A 13,928-nucleotide genomic window follows, 5' to 3' on the forward strand; every position below is an offset into this window, starting at 1 on the left:
CCCACCTAATAAATGGCGATTGTAGTAATTCAAACTTAAATGACACCCATAATAATGACTATATTTGCAGTATTACCATGAGGAACTAGTATTTTATAAGGAACGTGATATCTGAGGTATTTATGGCTACTGCAAGAAATCGACAAATCAGTTTAACGGACACTCGTTACTATCATTGTATATCACGATGTGTAAGACGTGCCTATTTGTGTGGTGTGGATGAATATACGGGTCAATGTTATGAACACCGCAGAAAATGGGTTGAAGATAAGCTAATGAGTTTGGCATCTCTCTTTTTTATAGATGTGTGCGCTTATGCAGTAATGAGTAATCATACTCATATTGTAGTGTACGTAGATAGTAAAAAAGCGGAAAGAGTAAATGATAGAGCAGTTGCAATTCGCTGGCATAAAGCCTTTAAAGGTTCTGAATTAACACGACGTTTTGCTAAAGGTGAAAAGCTAGCGTCTTTTGAGATGAAAATAGTTACAGATAATATTGCGCAATATCGTTCAAGGTTAATGGATATTAGCTGGTTCATGCGCTCTTTAAATGAATATATAGCGCGAAAAGCAAATAAAGAAGATGACTGTAAGGGGCGATTTTGGGAGGGACGGTTCAAATCCCAAGCCTTACTTGATGAAGCCGCATTATTAGCATGTATGGCGTATGTTGATTTAAACCCAGTTCGTGCAGGTATTGCTGACAAACCAGAAAATTCAGATTTTACGAGTGTCAAAAAGCGTATTATTTCGATCGCAGCAGGTAAACAGCCCAAATCATTACAACGTTTTTCAGGAATGGCAACACAGCATATGGTGAAAGGTTTACCTTTTGAGCTAACTTCCTACCTTTCTCTTGTTGATGCGACTGGGCGCTGTATTCGTCCTGATAAAATAGGTTATATAGCCGCCGATCTAACCCCTTTGCTTGAAAGGTTGCAAATAACCCCCGAAAACTGGTTGAAAGTTACCAGCAAATTTACCACCGTTTTTCACGGTGCTGTTGGAAGACCTGAGTCGTTAAATATGTTTTGTGAACATCAACACTTTAAGCGACGAACGAATCTAACGAATTGCGAAAAATTACTAGCGTGATAACGTAGCCAATAATACATAACTTGTTAATTCAGGTTTTTTTGACGCCTAAAAATGCAAACGCCTGATATTTATCTGCCATTTGTATAAAAGTCCTTTTTGAAAATAACTACGGTTTTTAATTGTTTCGTTTATTGCCCTAACCTGGATGTTTGTAATTTCATTTTTATTTAGAATGGGTGTCATTGCAATTTTTAGCATTGCAATTTTTTGATGGGTGTCTTTTTTATTTACCTTCAATCCATTGTTTTAAAATGTAAGTTTGCATTTTTTTTAGATATATATGGATGGGTGTCAATTTTAATTTCATTGTTTTTAGATATATATAGATGGGTGTCATTTTTTATTTTATTTCTAGGTGTGTAAGTGAAGCGGCGGCTCCACTTACTCTTGTTAGTTGCTTAATGTAATTTCATCTTTGGTCTAACGACCCGGAGCACTTTTTCGCTGATCCATAATGCAAAGGTTTTGGCGCTGCCGTGGATAGCGCGTTGGTGCATGCGATAGAGCGAAATATACATAAAGCGGGCTATCTTGCCTTCAATAAAAAAGCTATTACTAGTGAGGTTGCCCATTAAGCTCCCCACGGTACTGTAGCGTGACAAATTGACGAGCGAACCATGATCGCTGTATTCAAAGCCAGTTAACGGCTGTTGGCGCAGTGTCGCAATTAGGTTTTTTTCAACACATTGTGCCATTTGATGGGCTGATTGCGCACGAGGCGGTACTAATTTGCCATCTTTTTGTGTAAACGCGCAACAGTCACCTAATACAAAAATGGTGTCATCGCTATTACTTTGCAAATAGTCGTTCACCATGATTTGGTTATTACGAGTTAGTTCAAAAATCCCGAGATCTTTTATAAAATCGGGGGCTTTTACACCCGCTGCCCATACCATAATGTCGGCATCGATTTGTTCATCATCTTTAGTGATGAATCCTTGATTTGTTGCCTGCTTTACTTGGGTGTTTTCTCTAACGTTAACACCAAGCTTTAGTAGCTCTCTTTTCGCTGAGTTTGCTATACGCTCTGGTAGGGCGGGTAAAATACGCGGGCCTGCTTCGATTAAATGAATGTGTAAGCGCTTTGCCGACATATTTGTCAAACCATAAAGTTTTAATAAGTCAGAAACATGATACAGCTCAGCTGAGAGTTCAACGCCTGTTGCGCCACCGCCAACAATGGCAATATTTAATGCATGCTGTGGGTTGTCGTCTTGATGTAGCCGAGTAAAGTTATCGAGTAGCGCGTGCTGAAAGCGTTCCGCTTGTTGGTTTGAATCAAGATAAAAACAATGTTCTTTAATACCGGGTGTATTGAAGTCGTTACTGACGCTGCCGATGGCAATCACCAAGTAGTCATAATGAACGGTGCGTTGTGGTAAAATTTGATGGCCAAGTTCGTCATTAAAGGCACTGAGTGTGATGGTTTTATTAGCGTTATCAAGGTTGCAAAAAGTGCCAAGTTGAAAGTTATAATGATGTTTTGCTGCGTGTGCTGAGTAAACTACCCCATCTAAATCGGCATCTATAGAGCCCGTTGCTACTTCGTGCAGTAAAGGTTTCCAAATATGGGTGCGATTTTTATCAATTAATAGAATGTCGGCGTGTTTTTTCTTCCCTAGTTTATGCCCTAATTGCGTTGCGAGCTCAAGGCCGCCGGCACCGCCACCGATGATCACGATTTTAGGATGTGTGGTTATCATTTCATTGCCCTCAAAAGAATTATACCTAAATGCTCTTATGATGATGAAACGTATAGAACACTTAGGTATTGAGCTGAACAAAAATGTTCAAAATACCTTTTCAAGCAACGCATTTATAATGCGCCTTTTCCCACGATTTGTCAGTAAAATTTAATAGGAACAAATAGATAAGCCAAGAAAATAAAGCAAAAAAAAGTTACCATGGCAAACATTGCATTTTCAAACTATGATTTCCTTTATTAGGGAATATGAATAAAGGGAAATATTATGAGCGGATCGATACTTTCTTCACTTGAGCAACACTTTGGGTTTAGTCAATTTCGCCAAGGTCAGCAGCAAACCATAGAGCAACTGCTAAATAACCAATCATCATTGGCAATTTTCCCCACTGGATCTGGTAAGTCATTGTGTTATCAGTTAACTGCATTGCATTTACCTAATCTAACGCTGGTTGTTTCGCCATTACTTGCGCTGATGAAAGACCAAATTGGTTTTTTAAATAACAAGGGAATTTATGCCGCAAGCCTTGATTCAAGCCAAACTACAGAGCAAAGCCACACTGTAATGAGCGATGTGCGTGCCGGTAAAGTGAAAATCTTAATGGTGTCGGTAGAACGTTTTAAAAACGAGCGATTTCGTGAATTTATTAATCAAGTGGCTATTTCAATGCTGGTGGTTGACGAAGCTCACTGTATTTCCGAATGGGGCCATAATTTTAGGCCTGATTATTTAAAACTGCCGCGCTATCGTGATGAGCTCAATATTCCCTTGGTATTATTATTAACGGCCACCGCCACTAAAAAAGTAAAGCGTGATATGAGTGAACGTTTTGCAATTACCCCAGAATGCATTGTACAAACTGGGTTTTATCGGGCTAATTTAGACTTATCGATACTCAGCGTGAAAAGCGCTGACAAAGCAAGTACATTGGCTAATATTGTGCGCGAGCAAACGGGCCCTGGGATTGTTTATGTGACCTTACAACATAGTGCAGAGCAAGTCGCAGAAGCGCTTAGCCGTAAAGGCTTACACGCTGTGGCTTATCATGCTGGGCTTGAAGATACTCTGCGTTATGGTATCCAAGATGATTTTATGGCGGGTAAAATTAATGTAGTAGTGGCCACGATTGCTTTTGGTATGGGGGTTGATAAATCAGATATCCGTTTTGTTATTCATTATGATTTACCAAAGTCGATTGAAAACTACAGCCAAGAAATTGGTCGTGCAGGGAGAGACGGACAACCATCGCAGTGTTTTACATTGGCCAATTTAGATGGCTTAAACACGGTTGAAAACTTTGTTTATGGCGATACCCCAGAGCTTAGCGGTATTGAGCATGTGATCAACGATATTCGCCAACACCAAAGCGATCACTCAAAAGAAAGTCAGCAATGGGAAATGCAAGAATACAGCCTTTCAAGTGATAGTAATATTCGCCAATTAGCGCTTAAAACCTTGTTAGTACAATTGGAAATGCAAGGTGCAATAACACCACTTTATGCTTATTACGCCGACTTTAAATATAAGTTTTTGGTTGATAAAGCCGCTTTACTTGGTCACTTTGATGCTGATAGACAAGCATTTTTACAGTTAATATTTAGCCATACCCAATTTAAAAAAATCTGGGGCACACTAAATTTTGACACGCTTACCCAAGCCGCTCAGGTGGATCGCAAACGCGTTGTTGCAGCGCTTGATTATTTAGCAGAGAAGAATTTAATAGCACTTGAAACAAAGCGAATCACCCAAGTCTATCAAGTACATAATGAGGTAATCAATAACCCTGAGCTGGCTAAGCAATTACACAGCTATTTTGTTGATAAAGAGCAAGCTGAAATTAAGCGTATTGCGGCACTTATTCGCTTTTTCGAGCTTAAAACATGTTTGAGCTATAACCTTGCTCGTTATTTTGACGACCATCAAGCGCCACAGCAATGCGGCCATTGCTCAGTATGTAGAGGCCAAGCTGTAACACTTGAATATTCACTCGCTCATAGCTTTGCTAACGATGCTGTAATTTATCAAAAGGTTGATGAGTTACTTAGTCACCTCGCCAGTAAAGGTATACATAATATAGGTATTGAAACCCAATGCCGCTTTTTAGCGGGAATGAGCGTACCGTTATTTGCGCGTAACAAAGTGCGTCAACTCAGTGGTTTTGGTTTGTGTGAGCAGCAGCGTTACAGTGAAATAAAAACGAAATTACTGGCGCGTTAAATTCACTCAGGTATGCTAGGGGCTTATTCTTAAAAGTAAGCCTTTATGCCCCAGATTGTTCACCCCGATGAAACCGTCATTGCAGTAAAAAATATTACATCAGCCCCTGAGCCTGTTACTTGTGCTAATTGCCAAGCATGTTGTTGTCAGTTAGAAGTGCGTATAGTGACCGACACTGGCGTGCCGTTTCATTATATTGAATATGATAAATGGGGCAGCGAAGTGATGAAACGCGCCGATGATGGTTGGTGCCAAGCACTCGACCGCAATACCTTAATGTGTTCAATCTACGAAAACCGCCCGTTAGTATGCCGCGAATTTGAAATGGCATCGGACGAGTGCATCACCGAGCGTGACCTTGCAGGGATCTGATGGTTGCTTTAGCAGTAGATTACTAAGTGATTGAATCATAATCGCTATTCGGCTATGGTTGGTAACTCAACAATAGCATTAAACAATCATGCATAAATTAATCACTATTGTGTCAGTTACTTTTCTTAGCTTTATTATATGGGTCATATACCAAGCTAATACGGGGCAACATAGTATTTTCTTTGAGCTTGTTAGAAGTATCCCTTATGGCGATAAAGTAGGGCACTTTTGTTTATTTGGTTTGCTTACTCTAGGTGCTAATTTTGCGTTTAAGCTAAAATCATATTCAGTATTGTCATGCAATTTGTATATTGGTTCGAGCGTCGTGTTTCTATTCGTTTTATTGGAAGAGCTAAGCCAATACTTCATACCTAGTAGAACCTTAGACATCGCTGATCTACTTGCTGATGCTTTAGGTATCCTCACTTTTAGTTTGATAACCAAGCTGATAAATAAAGGTTCGCGCTGACGAGTTTTGTTAGCTTACATTAGTTGATTACTGCAAATGAACAGCTTTTTCTCCTGCATAGCAAGCGCTGGTTTGAAGGTTTTTTTGTCGTTAGTGTATTAATGTATCGATAGTTAAATTTTATTCAATTCAATTCAGAACCATTAACCAACCTCATATTCGTTATGCAAGCTCTTAAACCATCATGGTTAATTTTTGGCTGTATTCCATAAATTAATAATGGGTGTCTTTGTTATTTTTCAATCAATTTTTAGTTTACACATTACGAAATTAAGATGGGTGTCTGTGTTATTATCTTTATGCAAGCTCTTAAACCATTATGGTTAATTTTTGGCTGTATTCCATAAATTAACAATGGGTGTCTTTGTTATTTTCTTGTTATTTTCCAATCAATTTTTAGTCTACTTATTACGAAATTAAGATGGGTGTCTGCGTTATTAGTTACGAAATTAAGATGGGTGTCTGCGTTATTATCTGTGTTTTTAACCTATGAAAATCGTCTGTTAGTATGTGGCGAATTTTAAATGGCATCAAGCTAGTACGTCACTGAGCGAGTATTAGCTGGGATTTAGTTTGAGATTCTCCCAGCTCTGCTATTTAGCCAATCGATAATTGTGCGCTTGGATATCTTAGTTTCCTACTGCGAGGACTCGCTAAAAAGTAGGCAATGGTTAAGGGGCCAATCCTTCCCATAAACATTAAAAACATAATGATAAATTCGCCCAGCGGAGAAAGAGAAGCAGTTAAACCCCGCGACAATCCTACAGTGCCAAGTGCAGACACAGCCTCAAAGGCGACATCTAAAAAAGGCGCATCTTCAACAATCAGTAAAGTAAAAATAGCCAGCCATGTTATACCCGCTGAAACAAGGGTTAAAGCCAGTGCTTTATAAACAGATTCTTTGTCGATTTCTCGGCGTAACACAGTAACGCCTTTATCGCGGCGTAAGTAGCTGTAAGTTGCTAAAATCAACACCACAAAAGTCACTACTTTTATACCACTTGCGGTACTGAGTGAGCCGCCACCAATAAACATTAACATCATTGTTAATGCGGTACTGGCATTTCTCAGCTCTTCTATAGCAATGGTATTAAATCCAGCCGTACGCGGTGTTACGGCTTGAAACCAAGCAGCTAGCCATTTACCGACTTCTGACAAGGGTTGCAGTGTTTTTGGATTGTCATATTCAATAACGTAAATCAGCACCAGCGCTACAATATTGATGATAACCGTGCTGATCAGCATTAACTTACTATAGGTGCTAAGGGCTGCCCAACGTTTTGATTTATACACATCCATAAGTACCGTAAAACCTAGGCCACCGATAATAAACAAACCAGTAATGGTAAGATTGATCACGGGATCGTCAACATACTGCATTAGGCTGTTGGGGCTAAGCGCAAATCCCGCATTATTAAATGCACTAATGGTATAAAACAACGCATGGAAAAAACTGGTTTGTAAGCCCAGCTCAGGGAGCCAGTCCAGCGTTAAAATAACAACACCGAGTGACTCTACAATGATGGCAAAAAGCAGCACTGATTTTGCCGTACTCAAAAGTGTTGATGTATCTGTTTGATTAAAAGCGGCTTTAGTCACTGTTTTTTGAATAAAGCCAACTTTGTTACCCAGTGCCAGCAAGGTTACCACTGCAAATGTCATCAAACCCAAGCCACCAAGTTGAATTAATAGCGCGATCACCCCTTGGCCAAAAGGGGTAAATGTGGAGCCTGTGTCTACCACAACTAATCCGGTGACGGTTACCGCCGATGTTGCAGTAAAGGCACTTTGTATCCACGAAATAGGTTCATTGGTGGCAAAAGGCAGCTTTAATGCTAAAGCCCCTAGTGCGATTAATATCAAAAAGCTGCAGCACAAAATAAGCGGCGGTGCAGCATTGATTTTTTTATTGCCGCTAGGGCTGCGTTCGATAGCAGTTTTTAGTGGATGCCATAAAACCATGGTTATAACAGCCTTGGCGCAAGATAGTTTAATTGTACACGGTTACCAGATAACAGCAGCGTGTCGTATTCGAGCAATTCAAAGTCATCCGTTAATTTTACAAATGTTTGTTTGCCTCGTTTAACCAGTAGCGGGTCAATTGACGCTTTGATTTCTTTTAGTAAATGGCCTAATTGTGTTTGATGTAAATGCGCTTTGATACTCACTTCTACCACGTATAAACCATTACCTAAGGAAATATAATCATTCACTATTGGGTAGTTTAGCGCTTGTGCAACGCGCACTCCCATTTCTTCTTCTGGGTGAATAATACGCGAGACACCCAACTTTGATATAATCGTATGATGCGCTTTGGTGCTGGCTTTAACCCATATTTGTTTAACCGCTAAATTTTTTAGTGCTAAGGTACATAATATGCTGGACTGCATATCTTCACCAATTGCGACTAAGACCGCTTCACTATTTGCTAAATCGAGCTCCTTTAACGCCGCTTCATCCGTTGAATCGCATACCACTGTCTCTGATAAGTGCTCAACATACTTTTCGGCGAGTTTTGGGTTGCTATCAACGCCAGTCACTGTGTGCCCTAAATGGATCAACTCAAGACTTGCTGCAATGCCAAAGCGGCCTAAACCAATAACTGTAAAATGTGCCATATTATTCCTTCGTTATTTTTTCCAAAAGCTATGAGTAAAAAGTGCAAAAACAGTAAAATATTCTAACCGACCCACGATCATAGCGACCGAGAGTATCCAAATACCGGTGTCTGAAACGGGTTGAAAGTTAGCGCCAACTTCACCAAATCCAGGGCCAAGTACATTGACGCATGCAGCTACTGCAGTAAATGCGCTCCAAAAATTCAGACCCGTTGCCATAAGCAACATTGTAAATAGTAAGCTTGAACCAACAGCAAAGGTCATAAATGCCATAATTGCATGGCGTACATCTTCTTTAACGGGCGAGCCTTGATATTTAAGTGTAAATATCGCTCTTGGGTGAAGCAGCTGTTTAATATTGTTATTAATCATTTTGCCAACAATAATGTTACGAATTATTTTATTTCCGCCAGCCGTTGAACCTGCACAACCACCAAGATAGCCGGCAATAACCAGTAAAAACCCAGCCTCAGCTGGCCAGTCAGTAAAGCCTGCTGCGCCATAACCGGTGCTGGTAATAAAAGAAATAATATGAAATGTAGAGAAACTAAATGCTTCAAGTACATTTGAGTAGCTGTCTTTAAGCAGTAGCATGGTGGTTAAAAGAACCGATAAAAGCACCACTATATAAATAAAATAACGCGTCTCTTCATCATGATAATAACTAGTAATGGCTCTTTTGTGCGCTACTTTGAAGTGCAAGGCAAAGTTAATCGCTCCTGCAAGCATAAATACATTAGCTATCCACAGCAGTAAGTGGCTGTGGTAATACCACATACTGGCATCATGGGTTGAAAAGCCCCCAGTTGAAACCGTGGTAAAGGCATGTGCGATCGCATCGTAAAAACTCATTCCGCCAGCATAATAGGCTAAAGTACAAAGTACGGTGATTGCTAAATAAACGCCCCATAAATAATGAGCGGTACTGGCAACGCGCGGAGTTAATTTTTCGTCTTTAATGGGGCCTGGTGTTTCTGCTTTTAATAATTTCATGCCACCAATATTCAACATAGGTAAAATAGCCACTACAAAAATTACAATGCCTAAACCGCCCATCCATTGTAAGAACTGTCGATACAATAAAAAGCTAGCAGGCATGTTATCGAGCCCGGATAACATGGTTGCACCAGTGGTAGTTAAGGCGCTGATTGACTCAAATACCGCGTCGCTAAAGTTAACGCCAGTGACGACTAGAATAGGAATGGCGCCTAACACACCGGCTATAATCCACGTTACTGTGGCGTAAATAAGTGCATCTCTAAATGTTGCGGCGGTTAGATCAGTTTTACGTAAATTGATAAGTAGCACTAAAGCGACAGAGATCATCGTTGCGCCAGGAATAAGAAACGCGCTAATAACTCGGTCTTTAAAAATAAATAATGAAAGCGCTGCAAAGACCAGTTGTACCACTCCCATCCAAATAATAGGAAAGGCGAGTAGTCTTAAGGTGATTTTCCAATTTATCATCAATACGCCTTATCAAATACCTATAGCAGGTAACACGCAATCACTAAAGTTGAGTTGAATATACGGGATCAAATAGTAAAGTCAGCGCTGCACTGCAAAGCTTTATAAAGATTTTATAAATGAGATAAAAAACTTTATAAAAACTTTATAGAGGCAATATTGAAAAGGCAGTAACCTATGTAGTTAATTGTCAGAGGAATCGTTAATGAATCAAGTGCAGGGCAAACCAAGCAAATATAAAGCATTTTTTTTGGCGGTGATAATGCCGATCATTGTGGTTATGGCGATTTATCCGTTACGAGATTGGTTTTCGACCACCGACATCGTGATGCTACAGCTGTTATGGGTCGCCTGGGTTGCAGTTCGCAGTAACCGACGCGTTGCAGCCATTACCACCTTGGTCAGTGTAGCGTGTACCGATTGGTTTTTTGTTACCCCGTATTTTACTTTTCATATTGAAAATATTGAGTATCTAGTTACTTTTATCGTGATGCTCATTGTGGGATTGATGATCAGCCAGTTAGCGGGCGAATTAAACACTAAGGTGCGAGATGTACAATTACACGCGAGTAATAGTCGAACACTGTATGAGCTGGCTAAAGGATTAAATAGTTTAGACACACTGGATGAGCAAAAGCAGTACTTTCAGCAGCTTATTAGCGAGCATTTGGCCATTACTTGCCAATTTCAACAAATGCGTCAGCAAGTGGCAGGCGAATTTATGCTATTAAGTGATAAAGAGCGAAGTATGGGGGGGTTTGCTTTTGCAACGTTACTGTCTGAAGGACAAAAGAGCTTCGTAAATACCGCAATTTCATTGTTGTATCAGGTACATGAGAAAACATTACTGAGGCAGCAGTCGGCGGCAATTTCAGTTCAAGCTGAACTCGAGCGTGCTAAAAATGCATTATTACGCAGTTTATCTCATGACTTGCGCACGCCACTGGCAACTATTATGGGCGCCTCAAGCATGTTGGCCGATGATGAGATCACACTCAGTGAAGCGATAATAAAAGAGCAGGCCGGTAATATTTATGAGCAAAGTAAAATTCTTAATCAGCATTTTGACAAGGTGATGGAGCTTAGCCGAGTAAATAAAATGGGCGAAAACCTGTGCTGGCAAACAATTAACTTGCAAGCTTTGCTAAGCGAAGCAAAAGCACGTAGGCAGCAGCAATTAGCGCATTTTGTGGTAACAACAAATATTGATGCCAATTCGAGCTGCCAAGGCGATGTGACACTGTTAGAAATAGCACTGGCAAATATGCTCGAAAATGCATGGCGTTATGGTGATGGTGAGGTGGTTGTTGAATTTACCCAAAGCCGTTACGAGTCAGCGGTGAGTTATCAATTACTATTGAGCAATAAATTAATTAGCAAGCCACAGGCAAGTGCTGATGAAGGTGTAGGGCTTGGCAGTGTAATTTGTGATGTGGTTGCTAAGTTTCATCAAGGCACATTTTCACTGACGATAGATAACGATACAGAAATGGCCTTGGCAAAATTAATCTGGATAAAAAATAATGACTAAAATCTTAATACTTGAAGATTCTCCGCCGTTGCAAAGCTTTTTAAAAACCTTACTTCAAGCCAGTGGCTATGGGCTGAGTATTTGTGATAAAGGGCTGGATGGTTTTGCACTTTTAAGTGAGCAAAGTTATGACCTTGTATTATTAGATTTAGGGCTTTTGGATATGGATGGTCAAGACTGGCTAGTGGAGTTTAGGCAATGGAGCCAGTTACCGGTATTAGTGCTTTCAGCCCGTGATGGTGAAGTGGAAAAAGTTACGGCGCTTGATAATGGGGCCAATGACTTCCTGACTAAACCTTTTAGCGCCAATGAACTATTAGCGCGTATTCGGGTGTTACTGCGTACTAATAATCAAGTCAGTTTTGCGTTGCAATGTGGCGACATTTGTATCGACCCAAATAAGCATATTGTACGTGTTGGTGACAATGAGGTTAAGCTGACTAAAAAGGAATATGCAATCTTACTGTTATTATTTCAAAATAAAGATAAGGTATTGACTCATAATGCAATATTAAGCCATATATGGGGAGAGCAATATATAAATCGTCCTGAATATGTGCGTGTGCATGTAGCGCAGCTAAGGCAAAAATTAGAGGCAAATCCCGCAAGCCCAAAGTATTTACTTACTGAGCCTGCGGTAGGGTATAGATTAGTAGATTAAAGTATTAAAGCGCTCTTTAGTTCACTTTGAAATAGCTAATGTACTGCTTCAGTGTTTTTGATAACTCAGCTAATGCGACTGCTTCTTGTGCATTGTTTTTTAAGGATAAACTGGTTTCCTTGGACATGTTAGCGATTTCCTCTACACCAGAACTAATTTCTGACACCGTGGCAACTTGCACTGATGTTGAGTCGACAATTTCAAGCACTTTTTCCAAGGAATCATTGGCTTGTTGTTGTATCTCTTGCAGTAGTTGATTGGCTTCATCCATCAATAATAAACCACTTTCTACTTGTGGTACTGTGGTTTCCATCGCCGTGACAGATGCTTGGGTATTATCTTGGATCTGTAAAATCATTTTCTCAATATCACCGGTCGCATCACCTGTACGTTGGGCGAGTTGCCTAACTTCATCAGCTACAACGGCAAAACCACGTCCAGATTCGCCTGCACGAGCGGCTTCAATAGCTGCATTTAGCGCTAGCAAGTTAGTTTGATCTGAAATACTACGTATCACACTTAATATATCACCAATGTTTTTAACATGATTTTGTAGTATGTTTACTTGTTTGACTGTTGCTTTCACTGTAGTTGATATGCCGCCAATTTCGGTTGCTACTTTTTGCACCGATTGACTACCTTGTTGTGATAATTGTGCGGTAATTTTTGAATTATCTTCAGTTTGTTTTACTGCACTGGCAACTGAGTGAATGCTATGGCTCATATTGGCTAAATTGGTGACGGCAGAGTTAGTTAGCGTAACTTGATTATCTGCGGCATAAAGTGCTTGTTGTGAGCCTGAGGCGACACTTGCTGAATGAGATGAAAGCTCTTGTGAAGAATCAATAATGCTATTGACGATAGCTTTCAATTCTTTTTGCATTACTTGAACTGATGCCATCATACTATTAGGGCAGCAGGAATTTATTTCAGTGGTTAAATCACCTTTAGCGATACGTGCAATTACTTCTGCTGCTTCTTGAGGTTCACCGCCTACTGCATTTTTAATTTTTGAACTAATAATATAGGCAATTACAGCGCCAATAATAACAGCCAGTGCAGTTAATGAAATCATCCATAGCTCAAATGAGCTGGTTATCTCACGTGTTTTATCCGTTAAATTATGATTTGTTTGCTCTTGCAGATTGATGAATTGATTAATGCTGTCCAACCATTCTACAAATGAGGGACGCGCATCGGTTAGTAATAGCATAGTTGCGTGCGTTATATTATTAGCACGTTTAGCGGCGATAATATTTTCCACTAAGGGGAGGGTATGCTCTTCTATCTTATCAATTTTTTTCATTAGGGAGCGCTCGTGATCAGTCATTTGATCAACCAAGCTCGCCATTTTTTCATGCGATATTTGGTAATTGTTATTGAGCTCATTTATTAAGCTAATCGTATCGCTTAAATCACTAGCATTTGTTAATAGCACCACATCCCGTATTGCTATTGCCCTATCATGTACTGCGCCCCTAAAATCAATAGCATAACGCTGCTTAACAGAATTTATATCGTTAATTTCACTTATATTATTGTCAATTTGACTTACTTGAGATGTGCCAATAATGGTTAATGTGAGCATCATTAATAAGATCACTCCAAAACCAGTGGCGAGGCGCATATTTATGGTCATATGTTTTCCAGTATTATTTGGTGCGATTTTATATTGGCTGATTATAGCTCAACGTAATTCGTTAAGTGGAATGACTTACAAAACGAATTTACTTTTCTAATAATCAGTTATGTATCAATAATGTTAATGTTGAACAATTAATGTGCAGTAG

General features: G+C 39.8%; 11 protein-coding genes. 6 read left to right on the top strand and 5 right to left on the bottom strand.

Annotation, left to right across the window (positions count from 1 at the left end; all coding sequences use genetic code 11):
* The first annotated feature begins 122 nt into the window (after positions 1-122).
* On the top strand, positions 123-1,097 hold the full coding sequence (locus tag H5183_RS18475; protein ID WP_182732391.1) for a transposase: 975 nt from the start codon (positions 123-125) through the stop codon (positions 1,095-1,097).
* Between the two features lie 401 nt (positions 1,098-1,498).
* Here H5183_RS18475 and H5183_RS18480 read toward each other — a convergent pair whose 3' ends face one another.
* Complete coding sequence (locus H5183_RS18480; protein WP_145239791.1) at positions 1,499-2,803, bottom strand: NAD(P)/FAD-dependent oxidoreductase; 1,305 nt, start codon at positions 2,801-2,803, stop codon at positions 1,499-1,501.
* A gap of 267 nt (positions 2,804-3,070) precedes the next feature.
* Between H5183_RS18480 and H5183_RS18485 the strand changes: the two genes are divergently transcribed.
* The 3 genes from H5183_RS18485 (at position 3,071) to H5183_RS18495 (ending at position 5,861) form a co-directional block, all read left to right on the top strand.
* Entirely contained in the window at positions 3,071-5,020 is a 1,950-nt protein-coding gene (locus H5183_RS18485; protein ID WP_182732392.1) for an ATP-dependent DNA helicase RecQ, read from the top strand.
* A gap of 45 nt (positions 5,021-5,065) precedes the next feature.
* Positions 5,066-5,392 carry a YkgJ family cysteine cluster protein gene (locus tag H5183_RS18490; RefSeq protein ID WP_089369063.1) on the top strand — a complete coding sequence of 109 codons (327 nt, stop codon included), beginning with the start codon at positions 5,066-5,068 and terminating at the stop codon, positions 5,390-5,392.
* A gap of 88 nt (positions 5,393-5,480) precedes the next feature.
* Positions 5,481-5,861: a VanZ family protein gene (locus H5183_RS18495; RefSeq protein WP_182732393.1), complete on the top strand. Its 381-nt coding sequence runs from the start codon at positions 5,481-5,483 to the stop codon at positions 5,859-5,861.
* Positions 5,862-6,458: 597 nt separating this feature from the next.
* Here the strand turns inward: H5183_RS18495 and H5183_RS18500 are convergent.
* Genes H5183_RS18500 through H5183_RS18510 form a run of 3 tightly spaced genes read right to left on the bottom strand, consistent with a single transcriptional unit; the run spans position 6,459 to position 9,946 of the window.
* Positions 6,459-7,823: a TrkH family potassium uptake protein gene (locus H5183_RS18500; RefSeq protein WP_182732394.1), complete on the bottom strand. Its 1,365-nt coding sequence runs from the start codon at positions 7,821-7,823 to the stop codon at positions 6,459-6,461.
* A gap of 2 nt (positions 7,824-7,825) precedes the next feature.
* A complete protein-coding gene (locus tag H5183_RS18505; RefSeq protein ID WP_145239779.1) occupies positions 7,826-8,479 on the bottom strand; it encodes a TrkA family potassium uptake protein in 654 nt (217 codons plus the stop codon).
* 12 nt (positions 8,480-8,491) lie between these two features.
* The gene (locus H5183_RS18510; protein WP_182732395.1) at positions 8,492-9,946 is read right to left on the bottom strand and encodes a TrkH family potassium uptake protein; all 1,455 of its coding nucleotides are present in this window, start codon (positions 9,944-9,946) and stop codon (positions 8,492-8,494) included.
* Between the two features lie 205 nt (positions 9,947-10,151).
* Here H5183_RS18510 and H5183_RS18515 point away from each other — a divergent pair, with 205 nt between their 5' ends.
* Positions 10,152-11,477 (top strand): DUF4118 domain-containing protein, encoded by a 1,326-nt coding sequence (locus H5183_RS18515; RefSeq protein ID WP_145239773.1) that lies wholly within the window; start codon positions 10,152-10,154, stop codon positions 11,475-11,477.
* The gene (locus H5183_RS18520; protein ID WP_182732396.1) at positions 11,470-12,138 is read left to right on the top strand and encodes a response regulator; all 669 of its coding nucleotides are present in this window, start codon (positions 11,470-11,472) and stop codon (positions 12,136-12,138) included. The genes H5183_RS18515 and H5183_RS18520 overlap by 8 nt, the downstream gene beginning before the upstream one ends.
* 16 nt (positions 12,139-12,154) lie before the next feature.
* Here H5183_RS18520 and H5183_RS18525 read toward each other — a convergent pair whose 3' ends face one another.
* Entirely contained in the window at positions 12,155-13,777 is a 1,623-nt protein-coding gene (locus H5183_RS18525) for a methyl-accepting chemotaxis protein (RefSeq protein WP_182732397.1), read from the bottom strand.
* Positions 13,778-13,928 lie beyond the last annotated feature (151 nt).

The sequence above is a fragment of the Pseudoalteromonas sp. SR44-8 genome, from assembly GCF_014163635.1.
Taxonomy (GTDB): domain Bacteria; phylum Pseudomonadota; class Gammaproteobacteria; order Enterobacterales; family Alteromonadaceae; genus Pseudoalteromonas; species Pseudoalteromonas rhizosphaerae.

Coding starts and splice junctions, on each gene's coding strand:
- H5183_RS18520 (WP_182732396.1), top strand. CDS start 11,470: ATGACTAAAATCTTAATACTTGAAGATTCTCCGCCGTTGCAAAGCTTT.
- H5183_RS18495 (WP_182732393.1), top strand. CDS start 5,481: ATGCATAAATTAATCACTATTGTGTCAGTTACTTTTCTTAGCTTTATT.
- H5183_RS18490 (WP_089369063.1), top strand. CDS start 5,066: ATGCCCCAGATTGTTCACCCCGATGAAACCGTCATTGCAGTAAAAAAT.
- H5183_RS18515 (WP_145239773.1), top strand. CDS start 10,152: ATGAATCAAGTGCAGGGCAAACCAAGCAAATATAAAGCATTTTTTTTG.
- H5183_RS18500 (WP_182732394.1), bottom strand. CDS start 7,823: ATGGTTTTATGGCATCCACTAAAAACTGCTATCGAACGCAGCCCTAGC.
- H5183_RS18485 (WP_182732392.1), top strand. CDS start 3,071: ATGAGCGGATCGATACTTTCTTCACTTGAGCAACACTTTGGGTTTAGT.
- H5183_RS18525 (WP_182732397.1), bottom strand. CDS start 13,777: ATGACCATAAATATGCGCCTCGCCACTGGTTTTGGAGTGATCTTATTA.
- H5183_RS18475 (WP_182732391.1), top strand. CDS start 123: ATGGCTACTGCAAGAAATCGACAAATCAGTTTAACGGACACTCGTTAC.
- H5183_RS18480 (WP_145239791.1), bottom strand. CDS start 2,803: ATGATAACCACACATCCTAAAATCGTGATCATCGGTGGCGGTGCCGGC.
- H5183_RS18510 (WP_182732395.1), bottom strand. CDS start 9,946: ATGATAAATTGGAAAATCACCTTAAGACTACTCGCCTTTCCTATTATT.
- H5183_RS18505 (WP_145239779.1), bottom strand. CDS start 8,479: ATGGCACATTTTACAGTTATTGGTTTAGGCCGCTTTGGCATTGCAGCA.